This is a genomic window from Bradyrhizobium sp. USDA 241 (assembly GCF_049739505.1).
GTDB lineage: Bacteria > Pseudomonadota > Alphaproteobacteria > Rhizobiales > Xanthobacteraceae > Bradyrhizobium > Bradyrhizobium liaoningense.
This window is the reverse complement of record NZ_JBMGPZ010000005.1, coordinates 3833038-3851230: the sequence shown is the minus strand read 5'-3', so window position 1 is coordinate 3851230 and position 18193 is coordinate 3833038. Positions and strand designations below refer to the sequence as shown.

Annotated in this window: 15 protein-coding genes and 3 pseudogenes; 10 read left to right on the top strand and 8 right to left on the bottom strand. The window is 62.9% G+C overall.

All coding sequences use genetic code 11. The features are described from left to right. Positions 1-10: 10 nt before the first annotated feature. Entirely contained in the window at positions 11-1237 is a 1227-nt protein-coding gene (locus tag ABIF91_RS40480; RefSeq protein WP_038960272.1) for an IS256 family transposase, read from the bottom strand. Between the two features lie 63 nt (positions 1238-1300). On the opposite strand from ABIF91_RS40480, the pseudogene istA reads away from it, so the two are divergent. From istA to ABIF91_RS40455, 5 genes and pseudogenes are all read left to right on the top strand, one after another. After that, positions 1301-2323 (top strand): annotated as a pseudogene (gene istA / locus ABIF91_RS40475) (IS21-like element IS1631 family transposase); the annotation flags it as partial. Positions 2324-2327: 4 nt separating this feature from the next. Next, on the top strand, positions 2328-3095 hold the full coding sequence (istB, locus tag ABIF91_RS40470; protein ID WP_038952109.1) for an IS21-like element IS1631 family helper ATPase IstB: 768 nt from the start codon (positions 2328-2330) through the stop codon (positions 3093-3095). A 195-nt stretch (positions 3096-3290) separates the two neighbouring features. Next, on the top strand, positions 3291-3863 hold the full coding sequence (locus ABIF91_RS40465; protein ID WP_348522437.1) for a hypothetical protein: 573 nt from the start codon (positions 3291-3293) through the stop codon (positions 3861-3863). Positions 3864-3954: 91 nt separating this feature from the next. Continuing rightward, complete coding sequence (locus tag ABIF91_RS40460) at positions 3955-4056, top strand: RidA family protein (RefSeq protein ID WP_162131049.1); 102 nt, start codon at positions 3955-3957, stop codon at positions 4054-4056. A 45-nt stretch (positions 4057-4101) separates the two neighbouring features. After that, a complete protein-coding gene (locus ABIF91_RS40455; protein ID WP_028177666.1) occupies positions 4102-4803 on the top strand; it encodes an L-2-amino-thiazoline-4-carboxylic acid hydrolase in 702 nt (233 codons plus the stop codon). A gap of 441 nt (positions 4804-5244) precedes the next feature. Here ABIF91_RS40455 and ABIF91_RS40450 read toward each other — a convergent pair whose 3' ends face one another. The 3 genes from ABIF91_RS40450 to ABIF91_RS40440 all read right to left on the bottom strand — a co-directional run bounded on the left by ABIF91_RS40450 (position 5245) and on the right by ABIF91_RS40440 (position 7597). Further along, positions 5245-5775 carry a VOC family protein gene (locus tag ABIF91_RS40450; protein WP_028177664.1) on the bottom strand — a complete coding sequence of 177 codons (531 nt, stop codon included), beginning with the start codon at positions 5773-5775 and terminating at the stop codon, positions 5245-5247. A gap of 97 nt (positions 5776-5872) precedes the next feature. Next, positions 5873-6721, bottom strand: coding sequence for an alpha/beta fold hydrolase (locus ABIF91_RS40445; RefSeq protein ID WP_028177663.1), 849 nt, complete (start codon positions 6719-6721; stop codon positions 5873-5875). 51 nt (positions 6722-6772) lie between these two features. Beyond that, positions 6773-7597, bottom strand: coding sequence for an oxidoreductase (locus ABIF91_RS40440; protein ID WP_028177662.1), 825 nt, complete (start codon positions 7595-7597; stop codon positions 6773-6775). A gap of 304 nt (positions 7598-7901) precedes the next feature. On the opposite strand from ABIF91_RS40440, the gene ABIF91_RS40435 reads away from it, so the two are divergent. Beyond that, entirely contained in the window at positions 7902-8756 is an 855-nt protein-coding gene (locus tag ABIF91_RS40435; protein ID WP_028177661.1) for a LysR family transcriptional regulator, read from the top strand. Between the two features lie 263 nt (positions 8757-9019). On the opposite strand, the gene ABIF91_RS40430 is transcribed toward ABIF91_RS40435, so the two are convergent. From ABIF91_RS40430 to ABIF91_RS40415, 4 genes and pseudogenes are all read right to left on the bottom strand, one after another. After that, on the bottom strand, positions 9020-10045 hold the full coding sequence (locus ABIF91_RS40430) for an ABC transporter permease (RefSeq protein WP_028177660.1): 1026 nt from the start codon (positions 10043-10045) through the stop codon (positions 9020-9022). 11 nt (positions 10046-10056) lie between these two features. Further along, positions 10057-11559, bottom strand: coding sequence for a sugar ABC transporter ATP-binding protein (locus ABIF91_RS40425; protein ID WP_028177659.1), 1503 nt, complete (start codon positions 11557-11559; stop codon positions 10057-10059). A 21-nt stretch (positions 11560-11580) separates the two neighbouring features. Then, on the bottom strand, positions 11581-12603 hold the full coding sequence (locus ABIF91_RS40420; protein WP_028177658.1) for a sugar ABC transporter substrate-binding protein: 1023 nt from the start codon (positions 12601-12603) through the stop codon (positions 11581-11583). A 95-nt stretch (positions 12604-12698) separates the two neighbouring features. Next, positions 12699-13083 (bottom strand): annotated as a pseudogene (locus ABIF91_RS40415) (globin). 498 nt (positions 13084-13581) lie between these two features. On the opposite strand from ABIF91_RS40415, the gene ABIF91_RS40410 reads away from it, so the two are divergent. From ABIF91_RS40410 to ABIF91_RS40395, 4 genes and pseudogenes are all read left to right on the top strand, one after another. Continuing rightward, positions 13582-13947 (top strand): DUF2946 domain-containing protein, encoded by a 366-nt coding sequence (locus tag ABIF91_RS40410; protein ID WP_028177657.1) that lies wholly within the window; start codon positions 13582-13584, stop codon positions 13945-13947. A gap of 95 nt (positions 13948-14042) precedes the next feature. Next, on the top strand, positions 14043-16442 hold the full coding sequence (locus ABIF91_RS40405; RefSeq protein ID WP_028177656.1) for a TonB-dependent receptor family protein: 2400 nt from the start codon (positions 14043-14045) through the stop codon (positions 16440-16442). 26 nt (positions 16443-16468) lie between these two features. Next, entirely contained in the window at positions 16469-17680 is a 1212-nt protein-coding gene (locus ABIF91_RS40400) for a sialidase family protein (RefSeq protein WP_424579749.1), read from the top strand. Next, a pseudogene (locus ABIF91_RS40395) lies at positions 17677-18171 on the top strand (TlpA family protein disulfide reductase); the annotation flags it as partial. The gene ABIF91_RS40400 and the pseudogene ABIF91_RS40395, both read left to right, overlap by 4 nt. Positions 18172-18193 lie beyond the last annotated feature (22 nt).

The window sequence follows — 18193 nt, the reverse complement described above, 5'->3', positions numbered from 1 at the left end:
CCCCATGGGGTCAGTCCGCTGAGCCTGCAAAGCGCTCGCCGAACTGGATGGCAAACTGGCCCATTGCGGCCGTCCATGCAACCGGTCGTCGCCAATGGATGCCGGCATTTCTGATGGCGAGGTAAAGCAGCTTCATCGCCGCCTCGTCGTTGGGGAAGCTGCCGCGTGTTTTGATGATCTTGCGCAGCGAACGGTTCAGCGCCTCGACCGCGTTGGTGGTATAGATCATTTTGCGTATCTCCGGCGCGAAGGCGAAGAACGGAATGACGTGCTCCCACGCCCGGCGCCAGGCCGCCCCGATCGCGGGATAGCGCTTGCCCCACTCGGCTTCGAAGTCCTCGAGCCTGAGCAGAGCGGCGTCGGCATTCTCGGCATGATAGATCGCCTTGATCGAGGGAAGGATCGCCTTGCGATCCTTCCAGGACACGAAGGATAGGCTGTTGCGGATCAAATGCACGATGCAGGTCTGGACCATCGCCTTGGGAAAGACGCTGTTGATCGCCTCGGGAAAGCCCTTCAGACCGTCGACGACGGCGATCAGGATGTCGGCGACGCCGCGGTTCCTCAGATCGTTCATGACCTTGAGCCAGAATTTGGCGCCTTCGGTTTGCTCGATCCAAAGCCCGAGCACGTCTTTCTCGCCCGATGCAGTGATGCCCAGCACGACGTAGACTGCCTTGTTCTTGACCATCCCCTCATCGCGAATCTTGACCCTGAGCGCGTCGAAGAAGACCACCGGATAGATCGCTTCCAGCGGCCGGCTCTGCCATTCGCGGACCTCGTCGAGAATCGCGTCGGTGACCTTGCTGATCAGATCGGGGGACACCTCGGTGCCGTAGAGCTCGGCCAGATGGCCCTGGATCTCCCGTACCGTCATGCCCCGCCCGTAGAGACTGATGATCTTCTCGTCGAAGCCGTCGAAGCGGGTCTGGCCCTTCGCGACGATCACCGGTTCGAACGTGCCGGCGCGGTCGCGCGGCACCTCGATCTCGATCTCGCCGTCGTCCGTCAACAGCGCTTTGCTGCTTGTGCCGTTGCGGCTGTTGCCCGACCCGCGGCCCGCCGGGTCGCCCTTCTCATAGCCAAGGTGGTGGGTCAGCTCCGCACCCAGTGCGCGCTCCAGAAGCGCCTTCTTCAGTCGTCTGAAAAGCCCGTCTTCGCCGGCTAAGTCTTCTGGCTTGAGGCTGCCCCCGGCAAGAAGCTGGTCCAAAATCTCAGGTGAAAAATCCGTAGCCATGTGAGTCTCCTGTCAAAGGTAAACTCACAGAAACCATCTTACACCGAGTTACTGACACCCTCGCCCCAGCTCAACCCGATTTACAGCGCGATGCTGGCTCATTACGCCGTGGTCGCCGATCCCGCGCGCGTGGCCGATCCAAATCGGAAAGGATGCGTCGAGAATGCGATTCAACATACCCAGGGCACTGCGCTGGCCGGACGGCGCTTCGAGACGCTGGAGGCGCAAAACGAGTTCTTGAGGCACTGGGAGGAGAACTGGGCTTCCAAACGCATCCACGGCAGCACGCGCCGTCAGGTCGAGGCGATGTTCCAGGAAGAGAAGCCGCACCTGCGGCCGCTGCCTGTCGCTCCCTTCCGCATCTTCACCGAAGTCGTCCGGACTGTCTGCGACGACACCACCGTACGCGTCGACAACAGCTATTACGCCGCGCGGCCCGCGCCGATCGGCAGCCAGGTCGTCGTGCGCATCTACACCACCACGATCGAGATCCGTGATCGCCACACCCGTGCGCTGCTGCGTGTTCATTCCCGGATGGCGCACCCCGGTTCTGTCGTCCTGCCGACCAGCGAACGGCCGTTCAACCCGTCGCGGCAAACCGCCGTGCTGCTGGCGAGCGCCGAGCGCATCGGACCGCAGACCAGGGCCTTGTGCCAGCAGGTGTTCGACACCGAAGGGCGCCCCGGACAGCGCGCGATGTGGGGCATTGTCGGGCTGGGCCGGAAGTATCCGGCGCGGCTGGTCGAGCAGGCCTGCGCGCACGCCATCGACAACCGCATCTACCGCTACAAGCACGTGCGTGCGACCGTCGAGCGGTTGTTCGAACAGGCGATCGAGCAGGTTGGAGTGACGCCACAGCCGGCATCGCCGCTCACCCAGGATCATCCGCTGATCCGTACCCCCGCGGAATACGGCGACCTCTTCAGCCGCGCTGTGCGGCGCGACGCCGACGACAATGGTCGGCAGGCCGAGGCTCACGACGATCACGCCACGGCAATCCGCGCTCGTGTCGCCTGCGCAACCCCGGCCAACTCCGGCGCCACGAGCGCTCCCGCTGCACCTTCTCACCTTAAACTGGAGACCTAGCCACATGATGACCATGCCGGAAATTGAGCGTTGCCTACGACAGCTGCGCCTGTCGGGTGTCCGCGACACGCTGCAGACGCGCGTGCTCCAGGCGCAGGGCGCCAACCAGCCCTTCCTCGAGACCTTCTCCCTTATCCTGCAGGATGAACTGGACCGTCGTCAGTCCCGTCTTATCGAGCGGCGATACCAGCAATCCGGGCTCGACGAAAAGCTGACGCTCGCCGAGTTCGACTGGTCCTTCAATCCCAAACTGCCACGTCAGACCTGCTTCCAGCTCCACACCCTGGCGTTCATTGCCGCTGGCGAGAACGCTCTGCTTGTTGGCAAACCTGGCACCGGGAAGTCGCACATCGCCAAGGCGATTGCCTATCAGGCGATCCTGCAAAGCCACAAGGTCCAGTATCTTGAGACCGACGACTTCTTCCACCGCTACGCCCTGAACTCTCCGGCACAACGCGAGGTCCGGCTGCGAACCATCATCGACTGCGATCTCCTCGTGCTGGACGATCTATTCCTCGCACGCGCCATCCCCGACGACGCCGGCACTTTGCTGCAGACCCTGATCCATCAGCGTTACAAACTGCGCCGCAGCGTCATCGTCACCTCCAATCGCGTCGTGCAGGATTGGGGGGCATACCTTGGGGACAACACTATGAGCACGACGATCCTCGATCGCCTTATGCATCATTGCCATCTGCTTGAGTTCGACGGACGCAGCTATCGGCTCAAAGAAGCCGCTGAAGCTCTTGCCCGGGAAACAAACTCAAACTAACAGTCCCTTGTCCTGCCTCGCGGGTGGAGGAATTTGACTGACCACACCCGGAGGAATTTGAAGTGACCCGCGGGGCACTCCAGGGGATGGCACGGCGGCGTTCTCGTCATTCTAATGCTCTGCAACGCTTGCGTCCTCCTTTTCGCGGACGAAGCCAAAGCTCAGTGCACGGCGAGAGATGTTTTGCAGGCTCGCTTGGCGCTCAAGGAGGTTGCCGGAGTTCGCAAGCCGCAGACTGGCGTTGAATCCGCTGCCGATGTTCCGGTGTGGAGGAAGACGACGGTAGGGACATTTCCAGATTCGGTCGCTCTTCGTAACGCGTTGAATGCGCGAGGGTGTGGTGTTGGAGAGTTGGCTAGTGAAATCATGGCTCGACCAGCCTTTACCCTAAACACCGCGAAAGCAGACTTGGAGCTTGTCACGGTTTCGGCGGCGGAGCTCGGCTTTCAGACCGAGACGGTGTTGCTCGGGCAAATTTACGCCCGTGCCCAACAACTGGGTTTTGGGCTTGCGCCAGCAGAGATTGCTCCGCAATTGAGGCTTCAGTATCTGGATCAGCCGATCGGTGAATTTCTCACCATCGGTATGAACCCGATCAAGACATCGAAGGGAGCGCCCGTTATTCTGAACGTAGCCAATGGCGGAGCGGGACTCATTCTCATCGGGCAGGATGGTCGCGCCGACGCGGAAATCTTTGTTGGGTCCGTTTTTGTGTTCCTGCGGTCGAAAGAAGCGGCACCTGCGGAGACAACACTCGTCCATCGCTGATTTCCAGAGCCCGCATGGCCTCGCCGGAAGGCGAAGGCATTCGGAAGCCGCATAGGTCAGTTGTACTCTGTAAGTCCGTCAAGCCCGCGGTTTGCTGTTTGGTGCAAAGCACCAGCCGGCGCTGACCGTCGTGGTGGTCGAGACCGTCGACAGCAAATGGCTGCTGGAGATCGAGGCGATCGCCGCCGAATGAGGCGGCTCGTCGATGCTGCAATGAGCCAATCCTATCGGGTGTCCAATGGCTGAGATTCATCCGTTCTACCAGACGCACCGCCACGCGATGGAGGCCGCCATGCGCGAGCGAATAAACCTCGCTGAACCGATGCTCCGCGAGCGCGCGCATCTCTCCGATATGGACAAGGTCAGGCTGGAGGTGACGGACGAATTCGAGATCGTCCTCACGCAGATGCCCTATGTCGGCGGTGCAGCCAGCCGCATGAGCGATTTCTTCATGCGCCTAACCGGCTTCATGGCCATCAGTCGGGTGCTGCGGCGCCACGGCGTGCCGGTGCCCGTGATCGGGGAGATCGAGCGGGAAACCTACAAGGCGCAGCTGCTGACGATTCCCGAAGCCGAGCGTCTCGCCGCAGGGCGTCAGTTCATGTCACGGGAGAACCAGGCCTTGATGCGCGAACAGGCGGCAAGGAGCGTTACACAAGCTCACCAAGCGGAGTTTCCGGAAGATTTCGCCTACGATTTCGTCGAGCCGGGTCCGCAAGGCAGCTTCGAATTCGGCGTCGACTACAAGGCCTGCGGCTTCTGCAAGCTCGCTGCGCGCCGCGGCGACGCGGATATACTGCCGAACATCTGCGGCCTCGACTTCGTCGCCTACGCCGCGCGAGGCATCCGCCTGGAAAGGACGCAGACGCTTGCGGGCGGCGCCAGCCATTGCAATTTCCGCTTCTCGCGGCTGCCGCCGGACCGGGAGATCGGGAGCTAAAGCATGATGTGACCAGGCTTGATCGCGACAGGGGAAGGTGCGCTCCCTCTCCCGCTTGCGGGAGAGGGTCGGGGAGAGGGTGTTTCCGCAATGGGACAATCGCCAAGAGGAGAAGGCCCACTTCCGGCGCGCGGGACGATGCTGCGCATCGCCCGGACGCGCCGACCTCTCCCGCAAGCGCAGCGCAATCGCATATGGCTCTATCGCAAGACCTGAGCGCGCGCCTCGTCCTTCGAGACGACCGCTTCGCGGTCCCTCAGGATGAGGCTAAGCGGCACCGGCGCCCGTTGAAACTGGCGCAAACGCACTCGCTCCTCATCCTGAGGGCCCGCCAACGGCGGGCGTCTCGAAGGATGGCCACAGGCGATATCGCTCCATATGCGATTGCCCTGCCCGCAAGCAGCGGGAGAAACTGATGCGGATCCCTTTTCGCGCCCCTGCTCAGTCCTCGTCCTGCCACCTGCGCAGATCCGTCTGGTCATGATAGGCCATGCGGTCCGGCGTGGTGATGAATTCCATCGTCGTGCCCCACGGCATGCGGCAGTAGCAGACCTTGTTTCCAGGACCTTTCTCGGTTGCATAGGGAATAGCGCGCGGCGCGGTGAGGGGCGTGCCTCCAGCCTTCTCGAAGCGCTCGACCGATGCGTCGATGTCGTCGGTGTAGAGAGCGAAGTGCGTGATGCCGAAGTCGCTCGCCCGGATCGGCTGGGCTTGCTCGGGCCCGTGCATTTCGAAGAGCTCGATATCGGGTCCGGTTCCGATCTTGACCATCGCCTGCGCACGCACGACCGTTCCGGGAAAAGCGCCGACGGCCCGCTCGAATTCGGGTCCTTGCCGCGGCGGATCCTGCGGTCCGAAGGACTGGTAGATCACCTGGCCGCCGAAAGCTTCCACCAGGAACGATTTTGCTGCTTCGATGTCGGGCACCGTGATTCCGATATGATTGACGCCGCGAATGACGGGTGCGGTCATGACAGTCTCCTTTGCTGTTTATTCGATCCATCGCGTTTCTGCGGCGCAATTCGCCCGCAGCGATCCGCCCGGCCCACGACGGCGCGGGCGCCGAGTTTCAATTGGCCTTGAGGAACTCGATCAGGGCGGCCGCGACTTCATCCGGCCGCTCGTCCGCGACATAGTGGCTGCACCGCGCGATCGAGCCGCCCCTCGCATGGGTGGCGAACTCCTTGAGCATCGGCACCATCTGCGCACCGAACCGCTGGTCCCCACCCAGGCCAAGCACCGGTATCTCGAGCGGTTGCTTCTTGTACTCGAGCGCAGTCGCATGATCGGCGGCGAGGGTGCGGTACCATTCCATGCCGCCACGCGTGCGGCCAGGAAGCGCCATCGCCTTGGCGTAGATCTCGATGTCCGCCGGATTGAAGGTGCTGTGATCGTAGAACCGCTCTGCCATGAAGGTCGAAACATAGTCATATTCACGGCCATGAATCAGGCGCTCGGGCAGGTCGCGGTTCATATGGAAGCTGAAGTGCCAGAGCCTTGCGGTCGTCGCCTCCCATCCGGTCCAGCCGGGAAGCGGAACGTCGAGGACGGCCAGGTGGGTAACAGCCTCCCGATAGATGGCGGCCTGCGGCAAGGCGACCATTCCGCCGATGTCATGTCCGCACGCGGCGTAGCGTTCATGCCCAAGGGCAACCATCACGTCATGCGCGTCGCGCGCCATCGTCGCCTTGTCATAGCCGTCGAGCGGGCAGTCGGAAAAGCCCGCGCCGCGCAGATCCATGGCCACCACGCTGAAATGCTCGGCCAGCAGCGGCATCACCTTGTGCCATTCCCACCATGTTTCCGGCCAGCCGTGAAGGAGAAGGATCGGCGGGCCTGAGCCTCCCGTGACGGCGTTGATCTTGATGCCATTCACCGGCACCAGCTGCTGGGTAAACCCCTTCAAAGATGCGATCATGATCGCTTTCCAGTCGGATGTTGACGTTCAAACAAAGCTCGCGGCCAGCGCTCAGGGCTGGTCGAAATCGGTGGCGATCGTGATGTCGCGCCAGGCGTCGATATCGCTGCGGAAGGCAGCCAGCTTTCGCTCGGCGATCGCGTGCGCAATCGGGCCGAGCGGCAGATGAAGCGGGGCGTCATCGGCGTCGACTGCCTGCAGGATCACCGCGATCGCCTTGTCGGGATCGCCCGCCTGATTGCCGTTGTTGGTTTCGCGATAGGGCTTGCGCGAGCTCGCGGCGTATTCCGGCATCTCGTTGGCGGCCATCGTGATCGAACGGCCAAGGAAATCGGTGCGAAACGGCCCAGGTTCGACGATCAGCACGCGAATGCCGAACGGCTCCAGCTCGCCGGCGAGCGCTTCGGAAATCCCTTCCACGGCAAACTTGGCGGCGTTGTAATAACCTCCGCCGCCGCCACCCGCGATGCCCGCGCCGGACGACATGTTGACGATCGTTCCGCCCGAACGTCGCAGGACGGGCAGGGCGGCTCTGGTGGTTTCGATCAGACCGAAGACGTTCACCTCGAACATCGGCCGATATTCCTCGGGCGTGCCTTCCTCGATCGCGCCGAACAGTCCGTAGCCGGCATTGTTCACGAGCACGTCAAACCCGCCAAAGGTCTCGACCGCCCTTGCGACCGCTGCCTTGGCCGCCGCCGCATCGGTCACGTCGAGTGGCAAAGTGATCATGCGGCCGCGGAAAGGCTCGGCCATTTCCTCGATCGTCTTGACATTGCGGGCCGTCGCGATGACCCGATCGCCGCGCTGTGCTGCAGCGAGTGCGAGCCGCTGGCCGAAGCCGCTTGAGCAGCCTGTGATGAGCCAAGTTTTCATGACTTCTTCTCCGAGTTGTTTTCAGACGATTTGGTCACCAGCATCGTGATCATCATCGAGTCCTCAATTGCGGACATCGGAGCGGTCCACCGCGTTCTGCGACCGCTCCAGCAAATCTCTTTGCTGTCTGGACGAGCTTGCCGTGGGTTTCGCAGCCGGTTCAACCAAGCCGCCGCCCTGATGGGTCGGGGGAATCCACAGAAGGACCCACCTCCAGGCGATGGCGGGAATCTAGGTGCTTAGATTTGTTCTTTTAACTGACATAACTGTACTCTTGGCGTTCAGTTTTGTGTGGGTGGGCGCGATGGAATGGAGTGACGTCAGGATCTTTCTTGCGATTGCGCGAACCGGCACGCTCGGCGGCGCCGCGCGTTCGCTTCAGACAAGCCATCCGACCGTCGGCAGGCGCCTTCGCGCGCTCGAGCAGGCGGTCGGCCACGCGCTCTTCCAGCGCACAGCGGACGGTCTTGTTCTGACCGAAGAGGGCCACGGGATCGTCGCGCTGGCCGAGCAAATGGAAGAAGGCGCGCTGGCCATGGAGCGCCGGCTTGCGGGGCAGGAGCAGAATCTCAAAGGCAATCTGCGCATTTCATCAACGGACTGGTTCGGGGCCTATGTCCTGCCTCCCATCCTGGCGGATTTCTCGAACGCATACCCCAATGTCGACGTTGAAATCCTGACCGGCACGCGCCGGTTCAGCCTCGCGCAGCGGGAGGCCGAAGTCGCTTTTCGTGCCGTTCCGTTCGACACTGCCGATGTCGTTCAGCGGCGGCTCTTCAGGCTCGAATACGGCGTCTACATCGCGGAGGAGGCGGCTGATCCCAAATATGGCGATGGGACTGGTTTCCGGCTGATCACGCCATCCACGCCCCACTTCCCTGACATCGCGTGGCTCATCGAGAGTTTCCCCAACGCCAGACTGGTCCTGCGATCGAACAACCGCAACGTCCAGGGGCGCATGTGCAGGCAAGGGGTCGGCATTGCTGTCCTGCCGCGTGTGGTCGGCAATCAGATCCCGGGTATTCGCAGACTGGAACTGCCGACGCCGCCCCCGGCACGAGACATTTGGATGGGATACCACCGGGACCTGCGGCGTCTCGAGCGTCTTCGCGCGTTCATCTCGACGGTATCGGACCATCTCGCGAACGCGACCGCATGATGTGCGGCCCGGAAACGATCCAGACTGTCGCCGCAGAATGATTCTGGATTGCTCGCTGTGCGCGCAATGAGGGGGAAACAGCGGTGCTCCGTCGCTCGCTTCTGGAACGCCGCCATGATGACACCATACCCCTGTTTTGCCCGACGGGTCAAAATTAACTTCGCGAAATCCGCAATTTCGCGAGGTCACCGGTAAGCCATTGATTCCGCTGGCCCCGGCTACTGTGCATGGGGTTGTTTTCGCATTTTTGCTTTGGCAGCCGTCTACTCCGCCGCTTTTTCCCTCAAGCGCTGCGCGTAGACGTTGATGACCAGCGCCGCCAGGAGGATCAGGCCGCGGATCAGGATCTTCAGGAAGCTGTCGATGTTGACGTGGTCCAACCCGTTGTTGAGCACGCCGAGCACGAACAGGCCGACGATGGTGTTGCCGATGCCGCCGCGGCCGCCGAACAGGCTGGTGCCGCCGACGACGACGGCGGCGATGGAGTCGAGCAGATAGGTGTCGAATTCGTTCTGCTGCGCGCTGCCGAAATGGGCGACGCCGAGCATGCCCCCGATGCCGGAGCACACCGCGGAGATCACCATGACGGCGCCAAGGATGAGCTTGACGTTGAGGCCGGAATATTCCGCCGCCTCGCGGTTGCCCCCGACCATGTAGACGTAGCGGCCGAAGCGCGTGTAGGTCAGCACCAGGTGCCCGCCGAGCAGCATGATGGCGGCGACGATGACGATCCAGGGGATGCCCCCGATCGAGCCGGAGCCGAGCGTCGTGATCAGGCTCGGCACCTTGTAGGCGATCTGGCCGCGCACCAGCAGCGCGGAGATGCCGGCCGCGATCTGCATCATCGCGAGCGTCATGATGAAGGAGGGGATGCCGATCACGGTCAGGCCAAGCGCATTGACAAGGCCGAGCAGGGCGCAGAGCAGGATCGACAGGATGATCGCGACTGCGCCGGGCAGGGGGACGTTGGCGATGTTGACGTAGGATTCCTGCAGCGTGAAGTAGGCGACCGCGATGCCCGTGACGTTGGCGATGCTGGCGATCGACAGGTCGATCTCGGCGCAGAGGATCACGAAGGTGAGGCCGACCGCGATGATGCCTGTGACCGACACCTGGGTCAGGATGTTGCCGAGATTGTCGAGTGTCGCGAAGGAGGGGCTGGCGAAGGCGAAGAAGGTGGTCAGGAAGATCAGCGTCAGGAAGGGGGCGATGTTGCGCATCTGCGAGCGCAGGAAGGGCGCAAGCCCCCGCGCCCTCCGTCCCGCCGCCAAGGCCGTCTCGCTGCTCATGTGCTTCTCCGTCACGCCGCTTCCAGCAGGCGGTCCTTGCTGACCGGCTCGTTCTTGAACTCCCGCACCACTGTGCCGCGCTTGAGCACGAGGATGCGGTCGGCCAGCGACAGCACCGTTTCCGGCTCGGTCGACAGCACGATGATGGCGAGCCCCCTGGCGCGGAGGTCGCGGACGATGTTGATGACGTCGTTCTTGGCGCCGACATCCATGCCGCGGGTCGGCTCGCACAGCACCAGGAGCTTGGGCGGATAGGTCAGCCATTTCGCCAGCGCGACCTTCTGCTGATTGCCGCCCGAGAGCATGCCGAGATCGAGGCCGACCACCGGCGGCCGGATCTGCAGCTGCTCGACCTGGCGCTTGGCGATGTCGCGCTCCCGCGCCGGCTTGAGCAGCAGGGCCGAGATGCGATCGAGAATGCTGATCGAGATGTTCTTGTAGACCGGCTCCTGGTGAAACAGCATGTCGCGCCGGCTCTCCGGCACCAGCGCCACGCCGGCGCGCCGCGCCGCCGCCGTGCTGGCGAAGGTCTTGGGCGTGCCCTCGACGGCAAGCGTGCCGCCGTCCGGTTTCAGCTTGCCGAACAGGATGCGCGACAGCTCCAGCTGGCCGCAGCCCATGAAGCCGTAGATGCCGAGCACCTCGCCCGCGCGCGCCTCGAACGAGACGTCCTGAAGGCTGCTGGACAGCGACAGCTGATCGGCCTTGAGAACGACTTTCCTGTCGCTCGGCTGCGGCAGCATCAGATCGTCGGTGTAGCTATGCCCGAGCGCCTCGCCGCCGCGGCCGATCATGGCCTCGATCAGCGCGCCCTTGCTGGTCGCGGTGCTTGCCGTCTCCGCGACCTTCCGTCCGTTCCGGAACACGGTCACGGTATCGGAGACGCGCAGGATGTCCTCGATGAAGTGCGAGATGAAGACGATCGCAGTGCCACCCTCGCGCAGCCGCTTGAGCGTGGCGAACAGCCGCTCGACCTCGGGCGGGGAGAGGGCTGAGGTCGGCTCGTCCAGGATGACGATGCGCGCGCCGGAGAACAGCACGCGCGCGATCTCGATCAGCTGCTGCAGCCCGATCGGGAGGTCGCCAAGCCGGCTCATGGGATCGACGTCGATGCCGAAGCGGGCGAGCTGCTCGCCCGCCTCCCGCGCCATCCGCCGCCATTGCACGAGGCCCAGCCGATTGATCGGCTGGTTGCCCAGGAAGACGTTCTCCGCGACCGTCAGATCGGGCGCGACACTGAGCTCCTGATGCACCATGGCGATGCCGGCGGCGTGCGCATCGCGGGCCGAGCGGAAATGCATCTCCTTCCCGTCGACCAGGAAGCGGCCGGAGAATTCGGTGTGCACGCCGGCGATGATCTTCATCAGCGTGCTTTTTCCGGCGCCGTTCTCGCCGACGAGACCATGGATCTCGCCGGGATAAAGCGCGAAGTCGACACCACGTAGAGCTTCGACCCCGCCGAAGCTCTTCGTGATGCCCTGCAGTTCCAGGATGGGCTGTTGTCCCTCAGGCATGAACGTTCAGATATTGGAGGCTCAGATCAGGAAGTGATCCTGCATCCACTGCATCCCGGCGGCGTTGGCCTTGGTCACGACCGGGCCGTCGGTGACGACGTTCTTCGGGATTCCCTGTCCGCTCTTCTCGCCGCCGACCACGGCCGACACGCCTGCAATGATGGCGCCGCCATGGATGCGGCAGGAGGGATTGCGCACCGTGGCGAACATGCGGCCTTCGCTGACCGCCTGGATCGCCGGCGGCATGGCGTCGACGCCGCCGATCAGGATGTTGGTGCGGCCCCGCGCCTTCATGATGTTGGCGGCGGCGAGCGCCATGTCGTCATTGTGGAAGAACGCGGCGTCGATCTGCGGGTATTTCGTCAGATACGTTTCCCAGAGGCGGGCGGTCTTGGAGACGTCCCAGTCGGCCGGCTGCGTGTCGAGCACCTCGATGCCGGGGAATTGCTTGACCACCGAGTTGAAGCCCTTGGCCCGTCCTTGCGCGCCGGTATGCCCGAGCGCGCCCTGCGTCATGATGATCTTGCCCTTGCCGCCCATGGCGTTGCACAGCGCCTGCGTCACCGAGGCGCCCATGAACTCGTTGTCGGGGGCGAGGAAGGAGTGGACGTTGATCTGATCAAGCGGCGCGATCAGCGTATCCATGTCGATCACGGGCGTGCCGGCGTCGATCATCTTCTGCACCGGCTGGGTGAGGGTGCCGATGCCGAAGGCCTGGATCGCGACGAAATCCCATTTCTGCGAGGCCATGTTGTCGATCGCCGCGCGTTGCTTCACCGCATCGAGCTGGCCGTCGAACCAGGTCACCTCGACGTTGAACAGCTTGCCCCAGAATTCCGCGGCCTGCTTGCCTTGCGCGCACCAGGTCGCCTGGAGGCCCGCATTGGAGAAGGCCGCCTTCAGCGGCTTCTCGCTGCGTCCGACCGCGGCTGCCAGTGCGGGGTTTATGCCCATGCTGCCAAGGATGGCAGTTGCGGCGCCGGCGGTCGCTGCCGCCTGAAGAAGATCGCGCCTCGTCGTCGAGAAATCTTTCGTCCCGGACATCGCTCGCTCCCATGAATTTTGTCGTCGGCGCGTCATTGCTTGCGCGACCGATCTCCGAAAGTCTCTCACAAGAGTTGTTGGCACTCAATCTGCAATCAGCCGCGAGATCGCCGCAGCCAGTGTTGGTGCAGCGCAAAGCGTCGGGCCGGAGCGGCGGCGCATGCGTCGATATCCGCGAGCAATGTATCCCAGGCCTGCGCGATCTCCGGCGTCCATTTAGGTCAAGCGGACCGCGGAGCGTATCCCTGACGACGCCGCGTGCCGTAAGCATCGTGCGAGGCGACCTCGCAGGCGATCAGCCGGAAATGTCCGCGGCGCTCACCGGCGAAGTCGAGGATCGCTTCGATCGTCAATGCGAGCGTCGATCCCTCGCCAACTCGCTGCCTTCGAGCGGAACATCGCCTGCGTTTCCGCATCCGGCTCGAACAGACGTTGGTAAACGGCCGGGGTGTGATCGCCGCGCGGTGTCCAGGATTGGATGAGAGGCCACGTTCATCGGCAGTTCAGCCGCGCCGGGCAAAAAAAGAGCGGGGCCCTGGCCCCGCTCGAAAATTGTGTCGACCCTATTATCCCCGATTCTAAGATTTGCTCTTGATTGACGGGGCGACGCTGCGTTTTGCGCGCCAGGGGCTCCTCCCGAGACTTGGACCACCAGACTTCGACCTCGCGGCCAGCCTGAGCAAGGGGGATGCTAGATCAACTTTTCTCACTTGTCATCATTTTCGGCAACGAATGTTCAAAATTCGAGCAGTTAACGAAACGATCGAGCTCAAAGTCATCTAAATATATGACAAGTATAAGAAATTTGTGGATAGGCGGGATGGTTGCCCTGCCTTAAATGGCGGACGGGCGCCGGTGCTGGAGCACGCCGACCACAGTCTTCGAGAAATTTGCGCTGGGCCAAGAAGGCGGCGGAACTGACCTCGACTCGGCCCTGACTGCAGTGTTTAGTTGGCTGACGAACGAATGGTTCGGCGGATGCGCGCACGGCTACAGAAGTTCCTCCCCATCGTCCTGCTCGCCCTGGTGATGCAGGTGCTGGCGCCGATCGCCGCGTGCTTGGCGGCCGGCCAGGCTATGGCCGATCCGCTTTCCGCCGCCGTCATCTGCCACAGCGCGAGCGAGCAGGGCGGCGGACCGAACGTTCCGACCGCGCATGCCGGCGCATGCGCCCTTTGTTGCCTGGCCCAGGCCAACGCGACGCTCGATTCGCCGCCGCAGGTTGCGCTCGCCACTCCCTTGCGTCACGCTGAACGTGTCGTGTGGCTCGCGGCGGACGTGTCCGCCATGCCCGCTTACAAGGGCTCGAGCGCCCAGGCTCGCGCACCCCCTCGATTTTCCTGACGTAGCGACAAACCGAACCATTGGCGCGCGCCGTTGCCGTGCCGATGGCGTGTGCAATGGACCGGCCGACGTGCCGGATGTCAGGAATTCAAGAGATGTTACGCATTCGTGCGATCAGCCGCGCGAGCTTGCCCGTGCTTTGCGGGCTGGTGTACTCGATCGGCTCGGACGCGCTGGCCCAAGGCGCCTCGGAATCGCTTCCCGCGGTGACGGTTGAGGCGCCGCAGCCTTCGCGTCCCAAACCAATCACCCGACCATCGCGACTGCGCTCAGCTTCGGCGGGACGCGCAGCCAGACCCGTTGCGCAGAATGCGACCGCCAGCGCGCCGGCCCAAAACCTGGCCGCGTCTGCCGGCGCAGCGCGGGCTGGTCTCAATCAATCGCCGGCCGGCCAGACCGCGACGACCATCGATCGCAGCCAGTTCGACAATCGCCCGGCGTTTTCGGTCAGCGACGTCTTGCGGGACAGTCCGGGCATTTCGATCAAGCAGGGCAATGGTCCCCGTGATTTCGGAATCTCGATTCGCGGATCCAACGCCCGCAACGGTTTCGCCATCCGCAATCTCGTGATCTTCGACGATGGCTTCCCGGTGACGCAACCGGACGGCCTGTCGCGCAGCGACCTGATCGATCCCCACGCCTATGGCGCGATCGACGTGATCCGCGGCCCCTCGTCGGCGCTCTACGGCAACTATGCGACCGGCGGTGCGCTGAATTTTCGGACGCGGCCCGGCGGCACGATCGACGGCGTCGAATATGGCGTCGACGGCGGCAGTTACGGCTACCTCAACAACTATCTGGCGGCCGGCAAGAAGGTCGGGAATTTCGAGGGCTCGCTATTCGCAAGCGACGTGCGGGGCGATGGCTACATCGGCAATAGCTGGTTCAATACGCAGACCGTCAACTTCCTCGGCACGCTGAAGGCGACGCCGGACGATCGTTTCACGGTCAAGATCATCAACAATGATCTCAGCACGCGGCTGCCGATCCGGCAGTCGCTGAACCAGTACGACCTCAACCCGTTCCAGCAGGGATGTGCCACCGGTACCACCGCCGCGCCCGGATGCGGGACGGTTAGGTTGTTCAACAACGGCTTCAACGCAACTGCCGGAACCGACACGGAAACGGCCCTGCAGGCCGGCCTCGGCCGCGACGACCGTCGGACCATCGTCGGCGGCCGGTGGGAGCACGATTTCGACAACACGATGACGTGGCGCAACCAGTTCGTGTTCGACGACAGGAACATCAGCCAACCGACTGGACAGACCAGCTCGATCGGAGATTTTCCGTCGTACAATTACATGAGCGATCTCACCAAGCGCGGCGAGATCTTCGGGATGGAGTCGACCGCGTTCTTCGGTGCCTTCTACAACACTCTGACGGCGTCGAGCGACACGCGAAATGTGATGCCGGGGGGCAATGCCACGCTCGGCAGGCTCTCGAGCAATCTCTTCAGCGAAACGACCAATTATGGTGTGCGTGCCAGGGAAGAGCTCAGGCTGACAACCTCGCTGACGGCGGTCGCCGGCATTGGTTGGGAGACCACGCTACTCAAGGGGACAAACACCGCGTATGCGTACGCGGGTCCCACCGGCGTCACCACAACAACCCTGACGACCGCGGACCGGCAGTTTCAGAATGCTGCGCCAGAGTTGGCGCTCCTGTACAATCTCAACAACGAATGGCTCTTCCGCGGACGAGTTGCCACGGGATACGGCACTCCGCAGGTTTCGAACCTCTTCGTCCTTCCGACGGGTTTGTCCGGCAACAATACGCAGCTCCAAACCCAGAAGAATCTAGGTTACGACCTCGGGTTCGATTGGACGCCGAACAACACGCTCAAGCTCAGTGCGACCGGCTTTTACGAGTTCTTCCGCAACGAGATCGTCAGTCAGGCGACTCCGATTGCGGGCATATCCTATACGTTCAACGCGCCGCGGTCGGAGCACCGCGGCATCGAGCTTGCCGCTGACTGGAAATTTCATCCGGGCTGGCGGTTCATGGCGGCGTACACCTATCTCGACGAGGTCTACACCGAGTATGTCGAGAACATCACCAATGGCGCGGTGTTCAGCTTCAACCGGGCAGGCAACAAGATTCCCGGCATCTCCCCCAACGAGCTGACGGCGCGAATTGGGTATGACGAGTTCGCCGGGCCGCTTGCAGGTCTCGGAGGCTTTGTCGAACTGCAGTGGAAGGACTCCTTCTACATGGACAACGCGAATCTGCTGAAGGCGCCCGGCTATGAGCTGGTCAATTTGAATGTTCACTACAAGACCGATCTGGTGTCGGACACCTTCAGATCGCTGAATCTGTTTCTCGAGGTCAGGAACGTATTCGACCGGACCTACATCGCTTCGGCAAACAACATCGCCAACACGGTGACGGCGGCTGGCCTTCAAAATCCTGCGAGTGTGCTCGCAAACACCACAGGATCGATCTATGCCGGCTCGCCGCGCACCTTCGTTGCGGGTATGAAGGTGGCGTTCAAATGATCGGGGTTCTCGAAGGGAACAGGGCCATGATCCGAACTGGCCTGCTCGGGATCGTCGCTCTCGCATTGCTGCAAGGTGCGGCGCTCGGACAGATGCGTGCTGCACATGCGTCCGAAGCGGTGTGTGAGGAGCCGACGCTGCGCTGTGCAACCAAGGCGACGCCCGCATTCGCTCCGGACGGAACGCTGTGGCTGATCTGGATGGCGGGAGGGCAGGTCTCGGTCGCGAGTTCGCAGGATGCGGGCCGCAATTTCTCGGTCCCCGTCCAGGTCACGACGAAGCGGCTGAACCTTGATTGGGGGCCGGATGCGCGGCCGAAGATCGTGGTCGATCGCAAGGGCGGCATTGCCGTCGCGTTCTCGACCTTCAGGGACGAAGCCTTCAACGGCCAGGTGCTCTATACGCGTTCGGCCGATGGCGGAAAGAGCTTCGCGGAGCTGAAACTCATCACCGCAAGCAATGAGAGCCAGCGTTTCGAAGCGCTGGCGCTCGATCAGGACGGAACGGTGTTTGCGGCCTGGCTCGACAAGCGCAATCGTGTCCCCGCAAGGGAGGCGGGACGAAAATATGAGGGAGCCGCGCTGTTCTTTGCCTCGTCTCGCGATGGCGGTGCCACCTACACCGAGGCAAGTCTCGCCCGTGACGGCACCTGCGAGTGCTGCCGGTTGGGGCTGACGTTCGCGGCGCCCGGCCGGCCGGCCGTGATCTTCAGAAACATCTTCGAGGGGGGCGTGCGCGATCACGCGATCATGACGTTCACCGACGTCTCGACGCCAGGGGAGATCCATCGGGTCAGCAACGACGACTGGCAGATCAATGCCTGCCCGCACCACGGGCCCAGCCTCACGGTTGCGCCGAACGGAACCTATCACGTCGCCTGGTACACGAACGGGAAGGCTCGTAAAGGATTGTTCTACGCCCACTCGCGCGACGAAGGTCGCACGTTCTCTGCGCCGATGGCGTTGGGGCGGCCGGATCGCAATCCGACGCGCCCCTTCGTGCTCGCGGGCCCGCCGGGGACGGTGATGGTGTGGAAGGAGTTCGATGGCGAGAAGACCACGGTCCAGATGACGATCTCTCACGACGATGGCGAGACCTGGTCGCCACCGAAGGCGATATCGAGCACGACCGACACATCCGACCATCCCTTGCTCGTCTCCAATGGCGGACAGGTCTACCTGTCATGGATGACGAAAGCGGACGGCTACCGCCTCACAGCGATCGAGGACCAACGATGAGACGTCGATTTGCAGCCATTCTGGGTCTGGGTATCCTGTTCGCATCGGCGTCTGCGCTCGGATCGCCTCCGGGCCTCAAGCCGTTCGAACGCGGCACCTGGCAAAGCTTGCTCAAGGGGCATGCCGACCGCCCGACGCTCGTGCATTTCTGGGGCGTGACCTGCGGGCCCTGCAAAGTCGAGCTGCCGTTGCTCGGGAAGTTTGCGAAGGACCATCCCGATATCGATGTCGTCACGGTCAGCGCCGATCTCGTGCCGAACCTGCCGGCCGCGACGCAATCGATGCTCGACAAGGCGGGGCTGTCGTCGACTGAGAACTTCATCTTCAACGACGGCTTTGTCGAGCGCTTGCGGTTCGAGATCGATCCTGCCTGGCAGGGCGACATCCCCAGGACGATGCTCATCTCTCGGGACGGGAGCATCACGACGATCGAAGGCTCCGCCGAAATGTCCGACCTGGAGAAATGGTCGGCGCAGCAACTCTCCAAACACTGTCATTCAATCTGCAAAGGAA